The sequence below is a fragment of the Pontimicrobium sp. SW4 genome (assembly GCF_039954625.1).
GTDB lineage: Bacteria > Bacteroidota > Bacteroidia > Flavobacteriales > Flavobacteriaceae > Pontimicrobium.
In genome coordinates, this window is the sequence record NZ_CP157199.1 from 2,830,861 (window position 1) to 2,855,054 (window position 24,194).

Genomic DNA, 24,194 nt, shown 5'->3' on the forward strand with positions numbered 1-24,194 from the left:
TTTATAATTGTTTCTTAATTAATTTATTTATGCTTCGTTCGTATTTCTTACTTTCACTTGATACACCACATTTGGTTTAGTACCAACAGCTTCCAATAAGTGATACGCTCTTTTATCATGCTTAAGAGCAGCTATATCGCTCTCTTTATTATTAATATCACCAAACTTCATTGCACCATTACTACATGCTGCAGAACAGGCTGTTTTAAATTCGTTTGGCTTAACTTCTCTTCCATCTCGTTTGGCATCAAGAACTGTTTTTTGTGTTATTTGTATACACATAGAACATTTCTCCATAACTCCACGAGATCTTACAGTAACATCTGGGTTAATTACCATACGTCCTAAATCGTCATTCATATGGTAATCAAACTCATCATTCTCATTATACAAGAACCAGTTAAAACGGCGTACTTTGTATGGACAGTTGTTAGCACAGTAACGTGTACCTACACAACGGTTATAAGCCATGTGATTTTGTCCTTGACGACCATGTGATGTTGCTGCTACTGGGCAAACAGTTTCACAAGGTGCATGGTTACAATGCTGACACATAATTGGCTGGAATGCTACTTGAGGATTAGCTGATGGAGATTCCATTTCGCCAAAACTACTTAATGAGCTACTTAAGCCTTTAATGTTGTCTTTCTTTTCGTTATCACCATCAAATGATTCTTCCGATGAATAATATCTATCAATACGTAACCAGTGCATATCACGACTACGTCTAATTTCTTCTTTACCAACTACTGGCACATTGTTCTCAGCATGACATGCAATAACACAAGCACCACAACCTGTACAGGCATTTAGGTCAATAGATAAGTTAAAATGATGTCCGATAGAACGATCAAATTCATCCCATAAATCAACTCTAGAAGAGTTAACTGGTGTTTCTTCATGATTTAAAGAAACAACAGGGACAGCGTTATAATAATCTTTATCTTTTGTGTTGAATATTTCAAGAGAAGTTTCTCTAATAATATCACCACGACCCATTAAAGTATTATGTAGTTGTACCGAAGCAAACTCATGTCTTCCTTCAGCTACTTCTATTGTTACTTCTTGAACAGGATTAAAATTTGCATACAATGGATACGCATTTACACCTGTTTGCATTTCAGATTTCATTCCTAATGTTCTACCATAACCAAATGATAATCCAAAAGTTCCTTTTGCTTGTCCTGGTTGAATAATTACTGGAGCTGTTACTGTTACTCCATTTGCAGTTACATTAGCATATTTTCCGTTTAAACCACCTGTAGCATCATGTTGACTTTGTTTAAAGAATGTACTTGGATCAAGATTTAATCCTAATTCTTTAGCATCAGCTTCCGAAATAGTTAAGTAATTATCCCACGTTAAACGTGTTAGTGGGTCTGGAAACTCTTGCAACCATGGGTTATTAGCTTGTTGACCATCTCCCATTCCTGTTTTTGAATATAATGTTAATTCAAATCCAGAAGAAGATGCTGTTGCTAATGCTCTTGCAGCAGCACTTGCATCCATTAGTATTTGATCTTCATTGGCATCATCTGTAGTTTCTTCTACTTGCGAGCCAGTTCCAACAAACACACCATCGTGCAATGCTTGATTCCAAGAACCACCATTTAATATGTTTGTATTCCAATTATCCTTAATATAATCATGATAAGACATGTCATTACCATTCCACATTAATAAAGCTTCTTGAAATTGTTTTGTATCGAATAATGGACGAATTGCTGGTTGGGTTAAACCATAGTGCCCTTTTTTAAGTTCTACATCTCCCCAAGATTCTAAATAGTGAGGTGCTGCAGCTATATAACTTGTTAACGAAGATGTTTCGTCTTCTTTCATTGAGAACGCCACAGACATAGTAACATTTGCTAAACCAGCTTCAAACTCTGCTGCATTTGGCAATGTATACATTGGATTTACGCCACTCATAATAAGTGCTCCAACTTTTCCAGCATTCATATCAGCTACTAATTGAGCAACTGCTTTGTCATTCCCTAGTCTTGTTTTTATAGGCGTTTTTGGATCAAACGCTTTACTTGCCAAAGCTTCGTTAATTGCAAACACCACAGTTTGTGCATTTACATCTTGAATTCCTGTAACAACAACACCATTACTTCCTGCTTTACTTAACTCCGAAGCTGCTGCATTTACAGCTTCATCTATATGAGCTGGAAGATTTCCTGAAACAGCGTTTCCTGTAATCTTTCCATATAGTTTAGCTAAAGCAACTTTTTGTTCGCTTGGTTTTAATGGCACACGTTTATCTGCATTTGCACCAGTTAAACTCATATTAGATTCAAACTGAATATGACGTGACATTTTTCCGTGATTTGGAATACGTCCTTTTGCATATGCTGAATCAAATCCACCACCTTGCCAATCTCCTAAGAAATCTGCACCAATAGAAACAATTGTAGCAGCTTTAGAGAAATCGTAATTAGCTAAACCACGTTCTCCATATGTGTTATGATATGCCTCAACTGCAGCCGACTCTGAAATAGCATCGTAAACTACATGACGAACAGTACCATATTTTTCTTTAAACTCTGAAATTAATTTAGATGTAGAAGGACTTGCAAACGTTTGTGTTAATAACACAATGTCTTTTCCAGATGCGACAGCGCTATTCAATGCTTGAGTAGTATCAGCATCAAACTCAGTCCAAGAACTATCTTCTCCATTCTTTTTTGGTCCTCCAACTCTTAAACTGTCATATAAATCTAAAACTGATGCATTAACTCTTGCATTAGCTCCACCATTTGTTGCAGCTAAATCATTGTTTTCAATTTTTATTGGTCGTCCTTCTCGCGTCTTTACTAAAACGCTTGCAAAATCATGGCCATTTGCAATCGTACTTGCATAATAATTAGCAACGCCAGGAATAATTTGATCTGGTTGTACTACATAAGGAATCGATTTTCTTACTGGTCCTTCACAAGCTGCTAAAGATGCAGCAGCAGTACTAAAACCAACATATTTTAAGAAATCACGACGTGTAGTTGAAGAAGTTTCAAGAGTTTCTTTATCTCCTAAAAATTCATCTACAGGAATCTCTTGCACAAACTCTTTATGCCTAAGCGCCTCAACCATAGAGCTATTGTCTTGATTTAGCTCTTCAACACTTTTCCAGTATTTCTTGTTTGATGACATATTATAATTGAATTAACTTCTTTTATTATTAGTAATGACATTTTCCACATTCTAACCCTCCTTGTTGAGCAACAGTTAGTTTGTCTACGCCATATTTTTTTGATAACTCTTCGTGTATTTTTGTATAATACTCATTGTCTTTAACCTTCACATTTGTTTCTCTATGACAGTTAATACACCATCCCATAGTTAAAGGCGAATATTGATACACTATTTCCATTTCCTCAACTGGACCATGACATGTTTGACATTCTATATCACCAACAGTAACGTGCTGTGAGTGATTGAAATAAGCAAAATCTGGAAGATTATGTACTCGTGTCCATTTTACAGCTTGAGTTTCTCCTGTGTATTCTTGATTCTCATCATCCCAACCTACAGCTGCATATAGCTTTTTAATCTCACCATCATAAAACTCTTTTGAGTATTCAGCAGTAGTTTCTCCTGTATACTCATACACAGATTTGTGACAGTTCATACATACATTTAGTGATGGAATCCCTGACGTTTTACTTACTCTAGCAGAAGAGTGACAATATTTACAGTCTACGCCATTGTCTCCAGCGTGGATTTTATGAGAAAAATGAATTTCCTGTACTGGCTGATATCCTTGATCTACACCTAGCTGCATAAAGTACCCATAAGCAAAATATGCACTTGATAATAAAAAGAATATCGCAACAACCAACATTAAAAATTGATTTTGTACAAATGCTTTCCAAAGTGGTTTTCTATTTGACGATTCTGGAATTTCAACATTGTTTGCTTCAGCAAAACGACGAAGCGTTTTGTTAACCATAATCAATCCAATAGCTAATAGCATAAATAAAATAGCTAATGCACCGAGAATTAAATCATTAGAAATACCTCCTTCAGATTGTGTTGTCACTCCAGCAACTCCAGCTCCAGTACTCGCAGTTGGTACAGCTTTTTCTTGAGCAGTATATGCTAAAATATCACTAATATCTTGATCTGTTAATTGGGGCATCGCTGTCATTGCTGCTCCGCCATACTCATTGAATATCTTGTTTCCGTAAGCATCTCCAGACTTTACTACTGCAGCACTATTTCTAATCCATGCAGCAATCCAATCTCTATCTAAACCTTCGTCGTCTGCCAATCTCTGTTCAACAAAACGTAATGCTGGCCCAGTCATTTTTTTGTCAAGACTATGGCAAGCAGCACAATTGGTGTTAAATAATGATTTTCCTTTTGCAGGATCTCCATCTTGAGCGAATAGAGAAGTTGAGAATGTTAGTAAAAATATTAACCCAAAAAGTAGAAATTTTGTGGTTAGTTTACGGTTTATCACCTGTTTCATATCGTTAGTTGAATTACCTTCTATACTTTGGTACGATTTTTTCATACAAATAGACAATATTCGGTTATAAAAATCTCGGACAAAAGTAACATTTAAAGTCGATTTTAGAAATGTTAGATAAGTGTTAACGCGTAATTTATAAGGATTCTAAATAATAAAATTAATAATGTTTAAGTTTATATACTTTACATTTGTACAAAATAAAAATAATGATGATAAAAACAGGTTATAAGTATTTAATTCTAACTTTCTTGTTTTCAGTATTATTCGCAAATACTATTGAAGCTCAAGATGGTGTTGTTAAGGTAAATCAAGACAAAGATATTGAAACACTAATACGATTAAAAAAGGATGTAAACCGAACGCTTGTTAATTATAGAATTCAAATTTATAACGGTAATCGTCAAGGTGCGAATAAAGCTGAAATGGAGTTTAAGCAAATATTTTCTGATTGGAATCCAGACATGAAATTTCAAACACCAAACTACAAAATTTGGGTTGGAAATTTTAAAACTAGGCTAGAAGCGGATCGTGCATTATTAAGAATTAAAAAAGAGTTTAGAAATGCTTTTATTATTAACCTTAAAAATTAAACAAAAACACCTTTTTTACTAAAAGTATACATATAAAAAAAGCGACCTCATTGGTCGCTTTTTTCTTTAACATCTCAATTTGTATCGATGTAATCCACTTACTGGATTACTCAAAAAACATATGATTATTTTAATTTCTTTTTAACTTCTACTTCTTGGAATGCTTCTATAACATCACCTTCTTTAATGTCGTTATAGTTTTTAATTTGCATACCACAATCGTAACCTTTAGAAACTTCTTTAACGTCATCTTTAAATCTCTTAAGCGATGCTAACTCGCCTGTGTAAATAACAACACCTTCTCTAATTAAACGCACACCAGAGTTTCTGAATATTTTACCATTAGTTACCATACATCCTGCAATGCTTCCTATTTTGGAAACTTTAAAGATTTCTCTTATTTCTGCATTCCCAGTAATTTCTTCTTTAAATACTGGTGATAGCATACCTTCCATAGCATCTTTAAGATCATTAATAGCATCATAAATAATAGAATACATTCTGATATCGATTTCTTCCTTGTCAGCTATTTGACGTGCATTACCCATTGGTCTAACATTAAACCCAATAATAATAGCATCTGATGCTGTTGCTAATAACACATCACTTTCTGTAATTGCTCCAACACCTTTATGTATGATATTCACTTGAATCTCTTCGGTCGATAATTTTTGGAAAGAATCTGTTAATGCTTCAACTGATCCATCCACATCACCTTTAAGGATAATGTTAAGTTCTTTAAAGTCTCCTAATGCTATACGACGTCCAATTTCATCAAGTGTAATATGGCGCTGTGTTCTAACCGATTGTTCTCTTTGAAGCTGAGTACGTTTAGCTGCAATCTGTTTTGCTTCACGCTCATCTTCAAATACATTAAACTTATCACCTGCTTGTGGCGCTCCATCTAGCCCTAGTATTGATACTGGAGTTGATGGTCCAGCTGCTTCAACATCATTTCCACGTTCGTCATGCATTGCTTTTACTTTTCCACTATTTTTTCCAGCTAGTACATAATCTCCAACTCGAAGTGTTCCAGCTTGTACTAAAATTGTAGACACATAACCTCTACCTTTATCTAAAAAGGCCTCTACTACAGTTCCTTGTGCAGGTTTATTTGGATTTGCTTTTAGCTCTAATAATTCAGCTTCAAGCAATACTTTTTCTAATAATTCTTTAACACCAGTTCCTACTTTAGCCGAAATATCATGTGACTGAATTTTCCCTCCCCAATCTTCAACCAAAAGGTTCATTTGTGCTAATCCTTCTTTTATTTTTTCTGGATTTGCATCTGGTTTATCAATTTTGTTTATGGCAAAAACTATAGGAACTCCTGCTGCTTGAGCGTGAGCAATAGCTTCTTTTGTTTGCGGCATAATATCATCATCTGCTGCTGCAACAATAATTGCAATATCTGTAACTTGAGCTCCACGAGCACGCATTGCTGTAAAGGCCTCGTGACCAGGCGTATCTAAAAATGCGATTTTTTGACCGCCAGATAACTCTACACCATAGGCACCAATGTGCTGTGTGATTCCTCCTGATTCTCCTGCTATTACATTTTCTTCACGTATATAATCTAAAAGCGATGTTTTACCATGATCAACATGTCCCATTACTGTTACAATTGGAGCTCTTGGTAATAAATCTTCTTCTTTATCTACAACTTCTTCAATAGATTCTTCAATATCGGAAGTAACAAACTCAACATCATAGCCAAATTCATCTGCAACAACCGATAAGGTTTCTGCATCTAAACGTTGATTCATAGTTACCATCATACCAAGTGACATACATGCAGAAATAATTTCAGTAACAGAAACATTCATCATCGTAGCAACTTCATTAGAGGTTACAAACTCTGTTACTTTAAGAATTTTACTTTCTGCAGCTTCAATTTTTTGATCAATTTCAGATTGCTCTCTATGCTGGTCTCTTTTTTCTCTTCTATATTTTGCGCCTTTACCTTTGCTAGATTTTCCTTGAAGCTTTTCTAAGGTTTCTCTTACTTGCTTTTGTACTTCTTCAGCACTTGGCTCTTCTTTTACTGCTTGTGGACGACGTTGTCCTCCTCTCCCTTTTGCACCAGCTTTATTTCCTCCTCTATTTTGCGATCCTGATCTTTGACCTCCTGGAGCATTTCCATTACCTACCTTACTAATACGACGACGTTTCTTTTTAGCGTCTGCGGCTGACTTAGCATCTGGTTTTTTATCTTCTTTCTTTTTCTTTGGTTTATTAAATTGAGATAAATCAATTTTATCACCTGAAAGTTTTGGTCCAGTAAGTTTTTGATATTTAGTAGCAACCTTTTCTTCTTTAGGTGCTTCAATTTCTTCAGCTTTTGGAGTAACTTTTTTTGCTTCTTTTACTTCCTTAACTTCTTTTACCTCTTCAACCTTTTCCTCTACTTTTTTAGGAGATTCCTTTTTCGAAGCAGGGGTTTTTGCCTTCTCTTCAGCAACAGGTTTTTCTGGTTCAACTTCAACAGTTTTCTCTTTTTTAGGAGCCTCAACAACTTTTTTAGGTTTTTCTAAATCAATTTTACCTACTTGCTTAGGTCCTTCAAGGACTTTTTTAGCTTTTACAACTTCTTTTTTAGCAGCTTCCTCTTTTTGAAATTTTTCTTCGATTTCACGCTCACGCTCTAATCTCAAAGCTTCCTTTTCTTTAAGTTTTGCTTCACTTACTTCTTTGGAGGCTACTCTTTTACTAGCATCGGTTTGAAATTCTCCTGAAAGAATATCATATACTTCTGTAGTAATTTTAGTAGTAGGACGTTTCTCTATTTCGATACCTTTGGTTTCTAAGAAATCAACAGCACGATCTATAGAGATATTTAACTCCCTTAATACTTTATTTAATCTAATTGTTTCAGCCATAAATTGCCTTTAATATCAAACAGTCTAAAACTGTTTATGTTTTTGCGCTTACAAAATTTGATGAAAAACTAACGACTTGTTACTTTAAACACCTAATATATAATAATTTTTTATTCTTCAAATTCTTCTTTCAGGATTCTAACAACTTCATTAATTGTTTCTTCTTCAAGATCGGTACGTTTTACTAAATCATCCACATCTTGTTCTAGAACACTTTTTGCAGTATCTAAGCCTACTTTTGCTAATTCTTCAATAATCCATGGGTCGATTTCATCAGAGAATTCAGATAATTCAACATCTTCTTCTACTCCTTCTCTAAATACATCGATTTCATAACCTGTTAATTGACCTGCTAATCTAATGTTATGTCCTCCTCTACCAATTGCTTTACTTACTTCTTCTGGCTTTAAAATCACCTCAGCTCGTTTAGTTTCTTCATCAATTTTGATTGAAGTAATTCTAGCTGGACTTAAAGCTCTTGTAATAAATAGTTGTAAATTATTAGTATAGTTAATAACGTCTATATTTTCGTTCCCTAACTCTCTAACAATCCCATGTATTCTTGAGCCTTTCATACCAACACAAGCACCTACTGGGTCTATTCTGTCATCATAAGAATCTACTGCTACTTTAGCTTTTTCACCAGGGATTCTCACAACATTCTTAACCGTAATTAAACCGTCAAATACTTCAGGAATTTCTTGCTCAAACAATTTCTCTAAAAATATAGGTGCAGTTCTAGACATAATAATTGCTGGCTTATTTCCTTTTAACTCAACACTTTCAATAACACCTCTAACATTTTCTCCTTTTCTAAAGAAATCTGATGGGATTTGCCTGTCTTTAGGTAAAATTATTTCGTTGCCCTCATCATCTAATAAAATGATGGCTCTATGACGAATATGATGTACCTCTGCAGTATAAATTTCTCCTATTAGATCTTTAAATTGCTTATAGATATTCGTATTATCATGTTCATGAATTTTAGAAATTAAATTTTGACGTAATGCTAAAATAGCTCTACGACCTAAATCTATAAGTTTTACCTCTTCAGATACATCTTCACCAACTTCAAAATCTGGTTCAATTTTACGTGCTTCACTTAAAGAAATTTCTTGATTTGGCTCTTCTACTTCACCATCTGCAACCACAATTCTATTTCTCCAAATTTCTAAATCGCCTTTATCTGGATTAATAATAATATCGAAATTATCATCATCACCAAATTTTTTCTTTAATGCATTTCTAAAAACATCTTCTAAAATCGCCATTAAGGTGACACGGTCTATTAGTTTATCGTCCTTAAATTCTGAAAATGACTCAATTAACGCAATATTTTCCATAATTATTCTGGATTAAAATTTTATCTTAACTTTTGCTTCTGTTATATTTTCATAAGGTAATGCTACTGTTTTTTCTACAGTAACTTTTCCTTTTCCTACTGCTTTTGGCTCTCTGGCTTTCCATGTAAGCACAATGTTTTCTTCATTAGCTTCACTTAAAACCCCTTCATATTTTTCTCCATTAGTTTTCACTTCTAGAGTTCTGCCAATATTCTTTTTATATTGTCTTTTATGTCCTAACGGTGTTGTCGCTCCAGCCGAAGCCACTTCTAAAGAAAAATCGTGTTCCTCTCTATCTAAATTATGCTCGATGGCTCTGCTAATAAACATACAATCTTCAACAAGCACCCCATTGTCACCATCAATAATTATCTTAATGGCGTTTGCTTCTGAAATATCATAACTCAATAAAAACAAATCTTGTCTTTCATCGAGTGCAGCATTTAATAATGTTTGAACAGTGTCTTTGAACATTTTTTAGTATAAAAAGAGGGGACTTCTCGTCCCCTCATTTATTCTTTTTTCTTACAACGCTGCAAATATACAACATTATTATTGATTTTTACAAGGGTTTTTGCTCGATTTACTCAAAAAGCTAATTCTTTGTTCTGATCATTGTTAGAAACAAAAAAATCCAACATAATGTTGGATTTTTGTTGGCCTACTAGGGCTCGAACCTAGACTCTTCTGGACCAAAACCAGACGTGTTGCCAGTTACACCATAGGCCATTCTCTTATTTTGAGGTTGCAAATTTATAACAAAGTTTTATTTGCACAAGTATTTTTAGAAGAAAATAATATGAAACCCTTAACGTTTACTTAAAAATAGCCTAGTGTAATATTTTTATTATTAAATTCGCCATTAGTAACAAACAACCATTATGACACAAAACAGCTTCAAAAAATGGAATTCCATTTTAGGTTGGATCGCTTTTTTAATAGCATTTATAACGTTTAGTTTAACCGTAGAGCCCACAGTAAGTTACTGGGATGCTGGAGAATATATACTGACTTCGTCAAAATTACAAGTTGGTCATCCACCTGGAGCGCCCTTTTTTCAAATGCTTGGAGCTTTTTTCTCAATATTTGCATTAGAGCCATCTCAAATTGGATTAATGCTTAATATGATGAGCGCTGCAGCAAGTGCATTTACTATTGCATTTATGTTTTGGTCTATATCGATACTTCTACAAAAAGTAGTTGTTAAAAACAACACCATGTCTTTAAGTCAAGGGCAAGCTATACTTGGAGCTTCATTGGTTGGTAGTATTGCATTTACGTTTACAGATTCTTTTTGGTTTAACGCTGTAGAAACCGAAGTATATGCCATGGCAACTATGATTATGGCATTAATGTTTTATTTAGGTCTTCGTTGGGAACAAGATATGCATAAGCCTAGAGGGAATAGATGGCTTGTTTTAATATCATTTATTGTTGGTTTATCATTTGGAGTTCATTTTATGGGCTTACTGACTATACCTGCTATTGGACTTATTTACTTCTTTAAAAATTATAAAACAATTACTATAAAGAACTTCATACTAGCAAATGTAACTGTAGTCGCTATTTTGTTGTTTATATTTAAGTTGTTGGCACCAAATATTTTGCGCTTTTTTAGTGCCTTAGAAATATTTTTTGTGAATAGTATTGGCCTACCATTTAATTCTGGTTCAATTATCGCAGGACTATTAATTGTAGCTGCTATATACTATGGATTAAACTATACACGTAGAAAACAGTACAAACATATAAATACAGCTATTTTATGTTTAACGTTTGTAATATTAGGTTTTTCATCATGGTTAATGTTACCAATTAGAGCTAACGCCAATGTTGTTATTAATGAAAATAATCCTTCTAGCGCAAGAGAATTACTAGCTTATTATAACTTAGAACAATATCCAAAAACATACTTGTTTTATGGTCCCCAGTTTACTGAGCAATATTCAGGACAAGACGAAAATAATCCTTATCGCGACGATAAGCCTAAATATGAAAAAGACTTAGAAAAGGGGAAATACGTGATTGTAAATAATTATAAAAATGCTACTTATAATTTCAATTCCGAACATGCATCTATATTACCTAGAATGTGGAGCGGCGAACATGCCGAAAACTATATGATGTATACAGGGTTTTTGGACTTTAAAATAAAGCCTGAATACCAGATGAGTAATGAAGTAAGAGCTTTGGTAAATGATTTTAGATCGAGAGTGCAAAATGGAGAAATCGATTATGAACAATACTCACAGTTTTTAAGTCAATATGGTCAGCAACTCCTTGATATAGAAAAGCCATCCTTATTAAATAATATTGCCTATATGCTTGAATATCAATTAGGCTACATGTATTGGCGTTATTTTATGTGGAATTTTACTGGAAGACAAGATGACATCCAAGGAAAATATGATATGCACGGTAATTGGATTAGTGGCATCAATTTTATTGATGAAATCCATCTTGGTATGTCTCAAGATAATCTGCCAAGTGACGTCTTAAATAATAAAGGGAGAAACACCTATTACTTCTTACCATTAATTTTAGGATTAATTGGTTTATTCTTTATGTTTAATTCCGATAAAAAATTATTCTGGATTATGTTGGTTTTTTTCCTGTTTACGGGACTAGCTATCCAGGTTTATACAAATGTTCGACCATTTGAACCTCGAGAAAGAGATTACTCAGTTGTTGGATCTTTTTATGTATTTGCTATATGGATTGGTTTTGGAGCTTATGCTTTTTACGATCTACTTTCAAAATTCACAAAACATAAGCTTTTAGCACCAGCTGTAACTTTAATATGCTTGATTTTAGTACCAGGTATTTTAGCAGCAAACAATTGGGACGACCATGATCGTTCTGGAAAAGAAACGGCAAACTCAATGGCTCGTAAATATCTGGAATCCTGCGCCCCAAATGCTATTTTATTTAGTATTGGTGATAATGATTCGTTTCCGTTATGGTATTTACAAGAAATTGAAGGCGTACGAACGGACGTAAGAGTCGTGAATACAAGTTTGTTTCAAACAGATTGGTATATAGACCAAATGAAGCGTAAAGCTTACGAGAGTGATCCTATTCCATCACAATTAACACATGACCAATACAAATATGGAACAAGAGATGCATTAAGAATAGAGCAAAAACTTCCTGATTCGGTGTCATTAAATATAAAAGAAGCTTTAAATTTTGTGACCAGTGATAATGCAAAAGCTAAATTCAAATATGTAGCCCAACAGGATGGTTGGGATACTAGTATCATGCGCTCACAAGATCTAGAAGCCAATTATCTCCCAACAAGACACTTAAGAGTTCCTGTTGATAAGGAATCTGTACTAAAAAATGGCATTGTAAAACCTAAAGACGCTGACGAGATTGTGCCGTATATTGATTTAACAATCACTGGAAATGCCTTATATAAAAATCGCTTATTAATGTTGGATATTGTCGCCAACAACAATTGGGAACGTCCAATATATTTTACAGGTGGTGCTTTTGGTGATGACGATTATATTTGGATGAAAGACTATTTACAGCTAGATGGACTATGCTATAAATTAGTCCCTATAAAAACCCCTGTTGATAGAGCTAATCCTTTTGATATGGGACGAGTTGATCCAGATTTAATGTATGAACAAGTAAAAAACTGGGGCTGGGGAAATAGTGGAGAAGATATTTACCATGATGTTGAGACAAGAAAAAATGGAATTTCTTATCGTGGTAATTTAGCACGTTTAATTGAAGCACTTATTAATGAAGATGAATTAGAAAAAGCTGAAGAGATTGCAGATTTAGCTATGGAAAAAATGCCTGTGGATGAGTTTGGTTTTTACACATTGCTCGAACCATTTATTAGTGCTTATTATGAAGTTGAAGCTAATGATAAAGGGCGACAATTATACAAAGATGTCTCCATCAAATATCAAGAAAGCTTAACTTATTTTAGTGCTTTATCTCAAGAAAAACAAACGCAATATATTGATGAAATATCTACTGATATAGCTAGATATAGGGGATTAATAGATGTGTTAATGCGATACGAAGAACAAGCATTTGTAGAAGCTGAAATGCAAAAGTATAATAACTTTATTAGATTATTTACTGGTGAAACTGAAGAGTTTGACAGACAAGACGCAGATATCCCAACAGATACAACCATTGTTCCTATTGATAGTAATGAATAAATGAACTTTACTCCAATAACAACTCCCAAGGTTGTTAAGGCACTTTTCCCAACATTGACTTGGAACATATCCACATCAAAAAAGGATATGTATTTAACCTTTGATGATGGTCCAACACCAGAAATCACTCATTGGGTATTGGAGACATTAAAACAGTTTAACGCAAAAGCAACATTTTTTTGTATTGGAAAAAATGTAGAACAACATTCTAATATATTTCAACAAATAGTTAAAGATGGTCATGGTATAGGAAACCACACTTATAATCATGTAAAAGGATGGAAAACAAAAACTAAGGATTATCTTGATGAAATTGTTCTTTGCGAGAAAGCCTTTAAAACACAGAATTATAAAAGCGAAAAACTATTTAGACCTCCTTATGGACAAATACATCCAAAACAAATAAATAAGCTTCAAGAGCAAGCGTATAAAATTGTTATGTGGAATGTGCTTTCGATAGATTGGGATAATTCTCTAACTGAAGAAATATGTTTAAAAAACGTTGTAAATCATGCTAAATCAGGAAGTATTATTGTATTACATGATAGTGTTAAAGCTTCTAAAAACATGAAATATATACTTCCAAAAATATTAGAATATTTTACAGAAAAGGGATTTACGTTTAAACGTATTCCTGGATAAGACCTATTAAAGTATTGGCATCTTGCTCGCCACTTTGACGCCATTTCATCTCACCATCTTTGTAAATAATTAAGGTTGGCAATCCCTTAATACGTAAAGCGTCTGCAAGGTCTTGATTTTTTTCAACATCAATTTTAATAACCTTGGCTTTATCTCCTAAAGCAGCAGCTACGTCACGTAAAACTGCATGCATTGATACAGATTGCTCATTCCATTCTGTAAAAAAATCTAACAAAACTGGAATATTTACATCTATTAATTCACCAAACTTTGACATACTTTAAAGTTTTAAATCAAATGTGCTTATACAAACCTACGTATTTTTTTTATACTATGCTTTAAATCAAGCATTCTATTAAGTTCACTCTTACTTATTTATAAAAATAAGTATTTTCGTAGTAAATATAATATTTCCGTACAATTACACATTATTTACACCCCTTTTTAACTCTATTACTGTTATTTCTGGCCAAATACCAACACGTCCAGGATATGCCAAAACTCCAAACCCTCTATTTACATTAATATATTGACCTGCTTCTTTATAAATTCCAGCCCAATATTTATAACGCCATTTTACTGGACTCCACTTAATCCATCCTGGGATTTCAATACCAAATTGCATACCATGCGTATGACCACTTAAGGTTAAATGATAATGATAATCGTCATCTATAACTTGATGTTCCCAATGCGAAGGGTCATGACTCATTAATATTTTAAAATCATGACTATCTACTCCTTCACTTGCTTTCTTTAAATCGCCTTTTTGTTTAAATCCTTTCCCCCAGTTCTCGACCCCAACAATCGCAATTCGTTGTCCGTTTTTTTCAATGAATCGACTTTCATTAAGCATTAAATCAAACCCTATATCTTTTTGAATGTTTCTTAAGTCTTCTAAATTTTGCTGCTTTTTTTCGGCTGAATCCCAATCTACATAATCACCATAATCATGATTTCCTAAAACTGAATAAATACCATCTGTGGCCTTTAGCTTTTTAAAAGTGTCTTTCCAAGGCAGCATTTCGATAGCTTTATTATTAACCATATCTCCAGTAAACAAAATAGTGTCCGATTGTTGCTCATTAATTAAATCTACAGCGTAAGAAACCTTTTCTTTATTATCAAAACTACCACTGTGAAGGTCACTTATTTGGGTAATCTTATAACCATCGAAAGCTTCAGGTAAGTCTTCAAAATATAAAGTGTATTTTAATACTTTAAAATTGTATTTACCTTTATACATTCCATATAAAAGCGATGTAAATGGTATAGCAGCAAGACCTAAGGCTAGCTGACTAATAAATTTTCGGCGTGATGGTAAATAAAAATTCTTGTTTGTAGAAAACACTTTATTATATATAGCTAAAACACTTCGAAAAATATCTTCACTAAACATAATAGGTACTACGACTATTTTTAAAGCCAAAAGCGTTAATAAAAACCCAAAAGCATAACTTTTTTCTAGAGATAAAACCCTCCCATCGCTAGTTTGTGTAAATTGATAGATAAAGTTTCCAACAACAATAATAGATACCAAAACATGAAAATAATGTATCCATTTATTTTTTGTTACGGTTTTAATTGCCTGAAAAGCATAAAAATCTACTATTGTATAGATTGCAACAAAAATTAACCACTTTATCATTTTATCTTTTCCTTATCAGTACAAAAATAACTCCAAAACTTATTTTTAATAACCCTTTTAGCAAACATTAACAATATCAGATCATAAAGAGTTGCAAACTGAAAACATGACAGTTAAAAGTATTATTTTTTTCTATCAACTGACACCCAATATTCTTTTTTGACCTTGCTTTTTTTTATTTAAGATTAGCTAAGTTTTATTATCTTTCAACTTCTATTTCAAAAAACACTAATGAAACAATTTTTTTCCTCCCTCTGCTTTATCCTGATATTATCTAGTTGTCAAGAAAAAACAAATATTCCTTCTGCAAAAAAAGACAAAAACCTTATCTCTTATGTCAATCCATTCATAGGAACAGGAGGCCATGGTCATACCTATCCAGGAGCAACCTTGCCTTTTGCCATGATGCAACTCTCTCCAGATACACGTTTAGATGGATGGGATGGTTGCTCAGGCTATCATTATTCCGATAGCTACATTTACGGTTTCTCACATACACATTTAAGTGGCACAGGAGTTTCCGATTATGGTGATATTCTCTTAATGCCAACAAACGAAGTTATTTTCAATGATGGTGCTGATGGGGAAAAAGGCTATCGTGCTCATTTTAGTCATGACAATGAAGTGGCAGAACCTGGCTTCTACAAAGTGTATCTAGACTCCACACAAATTGGTGTTGAACTCACTGTTTCAAAAAGAAGTGGTATTCAGAAATACCAATTCTCAGAAGGTTCTAAACAAATTGTGATACTAGATTTAGAACATCGTGATGAAGTACTAGACTCTAAAGTAAACATGTATTCGAACACAGAAATTGGAGGGCACAGACATTCCAAAGCTTGGGCTACAGATCAATATCTATTTTTCAATATGGAGTTTTCGAGACCCTTTAAAAACATGACTTTTCTCAACGATGTTAATGAAGGAAAAAAAGTAAAAGTAGCTTTTGAGTTTGACCCCTCAGTAAGTAACATCCTTGAAATCAAAGTTGGTATTTCACCTGTTGATGAAGAAGGTGCTCGTAAAAACCGAAGGGATGAACTCGATGGAAAATCATTTGAACAAGTAAAAACCGAAGCTCAAAACATTTGGGAACAACAACTCGAAAAAATTGTGGTTGAAAGTGATAATGATGATTATAAAACCAACTTTTACACATCGATGTATCATGTGAGTATTGCTCCAAATCTATACCAAGACGTGGATGGCAGATATAGAGGTATGGATTTAGAAATTCATGAAACTAAAGATTTTGATTACTACACAGTCTTTTCACTTTGGGACACCTACAGAGCTGCACATCCATTATATACGATTATTGAACAAGACAGAACGAATGATTTTATCAATACGTTTTTAGCAAAATATGACGAAGGTGGCATCATGCCTATTTGGGATTTATCAGCTTGTTATACAGGTTGTATGATTGGCTATCATGCAGTCCCAGTCATTGCAGATGCTTATTTAAAAGGATTACGAGGTTATGATATTGATAAAGCTTTTGAAGCCATGAAGCACTCGGCTAATCAAGATAAATTAGGTCTGGAGTCTTATAAATCACTTGGTTATATTCCTGTAGAATTTGAAAGTGAGTCGGTGTCTAAAACCCTTGAATACGCTTACGATGATTGGACCATTGCTCAAATGGCAAAAGATTTAGGCAAAGATGATGATTATAAAACTTTCTCTGAAAGGGCACAGTATTACAAAAACATTTTTGACCCAGCCTCACAGTTTATGAGAGGTCGTTTCAGAAATACTTGGTTTGCACCTTTCGACCCTTACGAAGTGAATTTTAATTATACCGAAGCCAATTCATGGCAATATAGTTTTTATGTGCCTCAAGATATTTCAGGATTTATGGATTTGCTTGGAGGAAAGGATAAATTAGAAGAAAATCTAGATGAATTATTTACTGCTGAAGCTGAAACTTCTGGACGTGACCAAGCAGATATAACAGGTTTAATTGGGCAATATGCGCATGGTAACGAGCCAAGTCATCACATGGCCTATCTATACAATTTTGTGAATAAGCCTCACAAAACACAAGAGCGTGTTCATCAAATTTTAACCGAATTGTATCAAAATGCTCCTGACGGAATTTCGGGAAATGAAGATTGCGGACAAATGAGCGCTTGGTATATTTTGAGTTCTATGGGATTTTATTCCGTTACACCTGCATCGAACCAATACATTATAGGTACACCATTATTTCCTAAAGCTACTATTAACTTAGAAAATGACCAGCAATTTACTATTGTGGCTCATAATATTAGTGATTCGAATAAATACATTGAAAGTGCCACTCTAAATGGAAAACCTTTAGAAAGAACATTCATATATCATAATGAAGTTGTTGAAGGCGGAACCTTAGAATTTCAAATGACAAATACGCCTTCAAGTTGGGGAACTAAAGAAGGTCAAGAGCCTAAAACCGAAATCAAAGACCACTTAATTATTCCAGCGCCTTTTATTGCAAAAGGTGATGTAGCTTTTAAAGGCGAAACAGAAGTTGTTCTTGAAAATGTAGACAAAAACGCAACTATTTTTTACAAACTCGGAGAAGATGATTATAGAAAGTATGAAGTACCTTTTACTATTTCTGAACCTACATCATTAAGTGTTTATTCTGAAAAGGAAGGCGTCAAAAGTTCTACCATAAGCACTCAATTTTACAAAATAGACCCAAACATTTCTATTACATTAGAAACCGAATACGCTAACCAGTATAATGCTGGCGGCGATGATGCACTAATTGATGGCATCGTTGGCGCAAGGGATTTTAGAACTGGAACTTGGCAAGGCTATTTTGACGAAGACATAGTTGCGACTGTTGATTTGGGAAGTGAGAAACCAATCAATATCATTTCAGTCAATTTTTTAAAGGACCAACGCTCATGGATATTTTATCCAACTGAAGTTGAATGTCTAGTTTCAAAGGATGGAAAAAATTTCAAATCCATTGGGAACTTTAAATTTGAAGAGATTACACCATCTGATGAAGTTGATATAAAAAAAGTTGAATTTAAACTATCAAATAGCAAGTATCGTTATGTAAAACTCATCGCAAAAAAATTAGGACAACTTCCTGAATGGCATTTAGGCTATGAACATGATGGAAGAAGCTGGTTGTTTGTAGATGAAATAACAATAAATTAAAAACATGAACCAACCAAAATCTTATCGTTCCTCATTCATTCTGCTAACCACACTATTCTTCCTTTGGGGATTTATAACGGTTTTAGTCGATTCTTTAATTCCGCGATTGCGTGAGCTATTTACACTAACCTACTTTCAAGCAGGTTTAGTCCAATTTGCTTTTTTTGGAGCCTATTTCTTGCTGTCTATTCCAGCAAGTTATATTTTATCTAAAATTGGGTACAAAAAAGGGATAATTCTTGGTTTATTAACGATGGCAGCTGGTTGTTTATTATTTTATCCTGCAGCCTCCTATCGTGTATTTGGAATTTTCATGTTAGCTTATTTTATTTTAGCTGGAGGTATGACCATTTTACAAGTGGCTGCCAATCCGTTTGTGGCGGTTTTAGGTAGTGAAGATGGTGCTTCAAGCCGTTTAAACTTATCACAAGCTTTCAACTCCCTAGGAACGGCCATTGCTCCTGCAGTTGGTGCTTTATTTATTTTGAGTGACACCATAAAAACCGAAGATGAAATTGCGGCTTTAACCGAAATAGCAAAAGACAGCTATTTAGCTTCCGAAGCTTCTGCGGTACAAACGCCCTTTTTAGGATTGGCTTTGTTTATTGGACTCATTGCAGTCGTTTTTCTTTTTGCAAAGCTCCCAAAAATGATAAGCGAAACCGAAACAGGAACCTATGCTGAAGCTTTTAAAAATAAAAATTTAATGCTCGGTGTGCTTGGTATTTTCTTTTACGTAGGTGCCGAAGTTGCCATTGGTAGTTATTTAGTGAACTACTTTTTAGATATGAATTTGGTAGACGTCATTAAGGAAAATGGATTGATGAAATCTATTGCTGAAGGTATTCTTAATTCAGGTATAACTGAAAATGACAATAAAGCCATTGTTGGCGTATTTGTGACCTTCTATTGGTCCGGAGCAATGATTGGACGTTTTGTAGGCTCATATCTCACACGAATAATGAAGCCAGGTAAAGTCCTTGGTATATTCGCAACCATTGCTATTCTTTTGATTCTTATTTCTATTAGCACAACTGGTTTGGTGAGTATGTGGAGTATTTTGGCAGTAGGATTATTTAATTCCATTATGTTCCCAACCATTTTTACTTTATCTATTGATGGTATTGGCGAATTAAAGCCTAAAGGCTCCGGATTGTTATGCACAGCTATTGTTGGTGGCGCATTAATTCCACCTCTGTATGGTTATTTAACAGATCAAATAGGATTTAAAACAGCTTTGTTCTTTATTATCATCTGTTACTCATACATACTCTGGTTTGGTTATAGAAATTCAAAAAAATCTGTTCAACATGCATAAAAAAATTGCATTCATCCTATTACTTGGAATTGTTTTCAATTGCAAAAATGAAACCGCTTCTGTTGAAAAAATAATAACAAATTCATCTGAAACCGATTATACGCAATTTGTTAATCCATTCATAGGCACCAGTAAAATGGGACATGTTTTTCCAGGTGCAACAGCGCCTTTTGGAATGGTACAATTAAGTCCGCAAACCAACTTTGAAGTCATGCATAATGAAAATGGTAGTTATAATACTGAAACCTATGAGTATTGTGCAGGTTATCAATATCGTGATTCGACTATAATTGGATTTGCACACACCAATTTTAGTGGTACAGGCCATTCCGATTTAGGAGATTTCCTAGTTATGCCAACTATTGGGAATTTGGTACTTGATCCATTAGAAACAGAGCAAGGTAACAAAGGCTTTTACTCTGTATTTTCACATGATAATGAAGAGGCCTCTCCAGGTTATTACAAAGTAAATTTGGATAGTTATAATATAAAAGCCGAATTAACGGCAAGCGAACGCGTAGGATTTCATCAATATACCTTTCCGGAATCTGATGATGCACACATTATTTTAGATTTGGTTTACAACGTGTATCATCACGACAATAAAAATGTGTGGACCTTTATTCGTGTAGAAAATGATTCCCTTATTACAGGATATAGACAAACTAAAGGTTGGGCAAGAACCAAAAAAGTGTTTTTTGCGATGCAGTTTTCTAAACCTTTTAAAAGCTATGGCCACAAAAAATACGATGAGATTAAATACGATGGGTTTTACAGACGCTTCAAGCAAGATGAAAATTTCCCAGAAATGGCAGGAAAGGATATTCGTGCTTACTTTAATTTTGACACAGAAGAAGGTGAAAAAATCAATGTCAAATTTGCCTTATCTCCAGTAAGTTCAGCTGGAGCATTGAAGAATTTGGAGGCTGAAATTCCACATTGGGATTTTGCGAAAACCAAAGAAGAAACCAAAGAAAAATGGAATAAAGAACTTTCTAAAATTGAAGTAAAGACTTTAACAGAGGCCGATAGAACAACGTTTTACACTGCCATGTACCATACCAATCTATCTCCTATTTTATACGAAGATGTAGATGGACAATATCGTGGACTAGATCAAAATATCCATCAATCAGAAGGGTTTACCAATTACACTATTTTTTCACTTTGGGATACGTATCGCGCGCTACATCCTTTGTTTAACATCACACAACCTGAACGCAACAATGACATGATAAAAAGCATGTTAGCTCATCACGATGAAAGTGTTCATAACATGCTACCTATTTGGTCGCATTATGCTAATGAGAATTGGTGTATGATTGGCTATCATGCTACCTCAGTGATTGCTGATGCAATGGCAAAAAACGTAGGTGATTTTAGCCATGAACGCGCTTTACAAGCATCAGTAAATACGGCAAATGTTAGATATTTTGATGGATTAGGAGAATATATCGATTACAAATATGTTCCAGACGATTTAAGTCATTCATCTGTTTCAAAAACCTTAGAGTATGCCTATAACGATTGGTGTATTGCCCAAATGGCAAAACAAGTTGGAAATACTTCAACGGAAGAAAAATTCATGAAACGTTCAGAATATTACAACAATGTTTACGACCCAAAAATTGGGTATATGCGACCAAAGCTTTCGGATGGAAATTTCAGAAAAAACTTTGACCCAATGGACACACATGGACAAGGCTTTATTGAAGGTAACGCATGGAATTATGGCTTATATGTGCCACAAAATATTGATAAAATGGTTGATATGATGGGAGGCAAAGAACGCTTCACTCAACATTTAGATTCTTTATTCACAATGGACATCGATGAAAAATATATTGAAAAACACGAAGATATTACTCGTGATGGAATAATTGGCAATTATGTGCATGGCAACGAACCAGGACATCATATTCCCTATTTATACAATTGGACAGGTCATCCTGAAAAGACCCAATCTCGTGTACGCATGATTATGGACACTATGTATGGTCCAACTGTTGAAGGTTTGTGTGGTAATGACGATGCAGGACAAATGAGTGCTTGGTACATTTTTAGTAGTTTAGGATTTTATCCTGTAACACCTGGCTCTGCTGATTATGCTTTAGGAAGTCCTTCATTGAAAGAAGCTAAAATCCATTTAGACAATGGAAAGACTTTAACTATTAAAGCCAATAATCAAAGCAAAGACAATGTATATGTGCAAAGCGTTTCTATAAATGGAAAAGCCTTAAAAGACAACTTATTGTCGCATTTGGATATTATGAATGGAGGTGAAATCATATTCGAAATGTCAAATCAACCAAAAAAATAATATTATGAAACGTAGAAACTTTATAAAAAACGCATCCTTAACAGGAGTTGGCATTACAGTAGGAGCTTCGGCAATAGCTTGTAATGAACAAGAAAAATCATCTTCAAGCGAAGTCACATCAATTGACAAATCAAAATTCCCTATTGCTATTTGTACATGGGGATTTGCAGAAGCTAATGCCAAAGCAGGTGAGGCATTATCAAAAAATTTATCGGCTTTAGATGCAGCCATAGAAGGTGTTGCAGTTGAAGAAGAAAATATAAAAAATACAACCGTTGGTAAAGGCGGCGCACCAGATAGAGATGGCAACGTTACGCTTGATGCATGCGTTATGGATTCTAATGGTGATTGTGGTTCTGTGCTATGTGTTGAGAATATTACTAACGTTGCAGCTTTAGCCAAAAAAGTGATGGAAGATACGCCTCACGTAATGCTAGCTGGAAAAGGTGCTGAAGAATTTGCCTATACACAAGGATTTAAAAAAGAAGAACTTTTAACAGAAACATCAAAAGAAGCATGGGTAAAATGGAAAGAAACTTCTAAATACCAACCAATTATTAATATTGAAAATCACGACACTATTGGTATGGTTACCATGGATAAAGATGGAAATATTGCTGGTGCATGCACCACTTCTGGATTGGCTTATAAAATGAAAGGGAGAATTGGTGACTCACCAATAATTGGGTCTGGATTGTTTATAGATAATGAAATTGGTGGTGCTGTTGCCACAGGAATGGGTGAAGAAGTTGTAAAAACTGTCGGTAGCTTTTTAATTGTTGAATTAATGCGTCAGGGAAAATCACCACAGGAAGCGTGCGAAGAAGCTATTAGTAGGATTGTCTCTAAAGATAATCGTTATAAAGATTTCCAAATTGCATATCTAGCAATGAATAAATTAGGTGAAATAGGATCTTATTGCATTCACAAAGGATTTACATATATGAAATATCATGATGGTGAAAATAAAAATATCCCATCAGATTATTATAATAAAGCGTAAGTTTTCATTTATAGTGTTATTCCTACAATTGTGATATGTTTATAATTCGATGAATGGTTAAATTACATCTATTAACGACCAAATGTGCATTTACTAAGATTAACGGCAATAGCAAAAAACGCACTTCATCGATGTTTTGCTCAAAATGATACAATTAAACTAGTTTTCTTTGCATTTCGACAAAAATTTAGAAAACTAACTCATTGTGTGTCTTTACTTTGTCTCAGAATCAAACCCCAAGTTATGAACAGAGTATTAATAGTAATAGCATTTTTAATCGTTCCTTTTTTCGCTTCTGCACAAAGCGATATTAAGATTGAAAAAACCGAAGTTAAAACTGAGGTAATAGCTGAAATCGATGTTAAATCTGAAATCTTTCAAGAGCTTGCTATTAAGAGAGTTGATCCTATAACAATTAATCCAAAAAGACAAAACTTAGACCTTAACTTTAAAAAGAGTAACGATATTATTAGCGTTAAGGCATATATAAAGAGCTTACAGTTAAAGCGTAAAGCTACTGTAATAAGTTAAATTTTTCATTTTAACTAAATAGTCAAATAGCAAAAAAAGCCTCTGAAAATTCAGAGGCTTTTTATTTATAATTTGGTTATTTTAATCTACATAATTCAGGAAT

The 24,194-nt window shown here is 34.0% G+C and carries 15 protein-coding genes and 1 tRNA gene; 8 read left to right on the forward strand and 8 right to left on the reverse strand.

The genetic code is table 11. From position 1 onward, the window contains the following. Positions 1-27 precede the first annotated feature (27 nt). Together ABGB03_RS13060 and ABGB03_RS13065 are read right to left on the reverse strand one after the other, a co-directional pair. A complete protein-coding gene (locus ABGB03_RS13060) occupies positions 28-3,150 on the reverse strand; it encodes a TAT-variant-translocated molybdopterin oxidoreductase (protein ID WP_347923017.1) in 3,123 nt (1,040 codons plus the stop codon). Positions 3,151-3,178: 28 nt separating this feature from the next. Beyond that, on the reverse strand, positions 3,179-4,471 hold the full coding sequence (locus ABGB03_RS13065) for a c-type cytochrome (RefSeq protein ID WP_347926422.1): 1,293 nt from the start codon (positions 4,469-4,471) through the stop codon (positions 3,179-3,181). 209 nt (positions 4,472-4,680) lie between these two features. Between ABGB03_RS13065 and ABGB03_RS13070 the strand changes: the two genes are divergently transcribed. After that, positions 4,681-5,064, forward strand: coding sequence for an SPOR domain-containing protein (locus ABGB03_RS13070; RefSeq protein ID WP_347923018.1), 384 nt, complete (start codon positions 4,681-4,683; stop codon positions 5,062-5,064). Between the two features lie 125 nt (positions 5,065-5,189). Here the strand turns inward: ABGB03_RS13070 and infB are convergent, their stop codons facing one another. The 4 genes from infB to ABGB03_RS13090 all read right to left on the reverse strand — a co-directional run bounded on the left by infB (position 5,190) and on the right by ABGB03_RS13090 (position 10,015). Next, positions 5,190-7,943: a translation initiation factor IF-2 gene (gene infB / locus ABGB03_RS13075; RefSeq protein ID WP_347923019.1), complete on the reverse strand. Its 2,754-nt coding sequence runs from the start codon at positions 7,941-7,943 to the stop codon at positions 5,190-5,192. 110 nt (positions 7,944-8,053) lie between these two features. Next, positions 8,054-9,286: a transcription termination factor NusA gene (gene nusA / locus ABGB03_RS13080; RefSeq protein ID WP_347923020.1), complete on the reverse strand. Its 1,233-nt coding sequence runs from the start codon at positions 9,284-9,286 to the stop codon at positions 8,054-8,056. A 12-nt stretch (positions 9,287-9,298) separates the two neighbouring features. Beyond that, complete coding sequence (gene rimP / locus ABGB03_RS13085) at positions 9,299-9,760, reverse strand: ribosome assembly cofactor RimP (RefSeq protein ID WP_347923021.1); 462 nt, start codon at positions 9,758-9,760, stop codon at positions 9,299-9,301. 182 nt (positions 9,761-9,942) lie between these two features. After that, positions 9,943-10,015 (reverse strand) — tRNA-Gln (locus tag ABGB03_RS13090). Between the two features lie 152 nt (positions 10,016-10,167). Here ABGB03_RS13090 and ABGB03_RS13095 point away from each other — a divergent pair. Further along, a complete protein-coding gene (locus tag ABGB03_RS13095; protein WP_347923022.1) occupies positions 10,168-13,470 on the forward strand; it encodes a DUF2723 domain-containing protein in 3,303 nt (1,100 codons plus the stop codon). Then, the gene (locus ABGB03_RS13100; RefSeq protein WP_347923023.1) at positions 13,471-14,112 is read left to right on the forward strand and encodes a polysaccharide deacetylase family protein; all 642 of its coding nucleotides are present in this window, start codon (positions 13,471-13,473) and stop codon (positions 14,110-14,112) included. On the opposite strand, the gene ABGB03_RS13105 is transcribed toward ABGB03_RS13100, so the two are convergent. Then, the gene (locus ABGB03_RS13105; RefSeq protein ID WP_347923024.1) at positions 14,093-14,389 is read right to left on the reverse strand and encodes a thioredoxin family protein; all 297 of its coding nucleotides are present in this window, start codon (positions 14,387-14,389) and stop codon (positions 14,093-14,095) included. The genes ABGB03_RS13100 and ABGB03_RS13105 overlap by 20 nt on opposite strands. Before the next feature lie 144 nt (positions 14,390-14,533). Next, positions 14,534-15,760: a metallophosphoesterase gene (locus ABGB03_RS13110; protein WP_347923025.1), complete on the reverse strand. Its 1,227-nt coding sequence runs from the start codon at positions 15,758-15,760 to the stop codon at positions 14,534-14,536. A 231-nt stretch (positions 15,761-15,991) separates the two neighbouring features. Here ABGB03_RS13110 and ABGB03_RS13115 point away from each other — a divergent pair, with 231 nt between their 5' ends. The 5 genes from ABGB03_RS13115 to ABGB03_RS13135 all read left to right on the forward strand — a co-directional run bounded on the left by ABGB03_RS13115 (position 15,992) and on the right by ABGB03_RS13135 (position 24,091). Beyond that, entirely contained in the window at positions 15,992-18,919 is a 2,928-nt protein-coding gene (locus tag ABGB03_RS13115) for a GH92 family glycosyl hydrolase (protein ID WP_347923026.1), read from the forward strand. 4 nt (positions 18,920-18,923) lie between these two features. Beyond that, the gene (locus tag ABGB03_RS13120; RefSeq protein ID WP_347923027.1) at positions 18,924-20,237 is read left to right on the forward strand and encodes a sugar MFS transporter; all 1,314 of its coding nucleotides are present in this window, start codon (positions 18,924-18,926) and stop codon (positions 20,235-20,237) included. After that, positions 20,230-22,557 (forward strand): GH92 family glycosyl hydrolase, encoded by a 2,328-nt coding sequence (locus ABGB03_RS13125; protein ID WP_347923028.1) that lies wholly within the window; start codon positions 20,230-20,232, stop codon positions 22,555-22,557. The genes ABGB03_RS13120 and ABGB03_RS13125 overlap by 8 nt, the downstream gene beginning before the upstream one ends. 4 nt (positions 22,558-22,561) lie before the next feature. Then, the gene (locus tag ABGB03_RS13130) at positions 22,562-23,560 is read left to right on the forward strand and encodes a N(4)-(beta-N-acetylglucosaminyl)-L-asparaginase (protein ID WP_347923029.1); all 999 of its coding nucleotides are present in this window, start codon (positions 22,562-22,564) and stop codon (positions 23,558-23,560) included. A gap of 243 nt (positions 23,561-23,803) precedes the next feature. Continuing rightward, complete coding sequence (locus tag ABGB03_RS13135) at positions 23,804-24,091, forward strand: hypothetical protein (protein ID WP_347923030.1); 288 nt, start codon at positions 23,804-23,806, stop codon at positions 24,089-24,091. Positions 24,092-24,194: the final 103 nt, after the last annotated feature.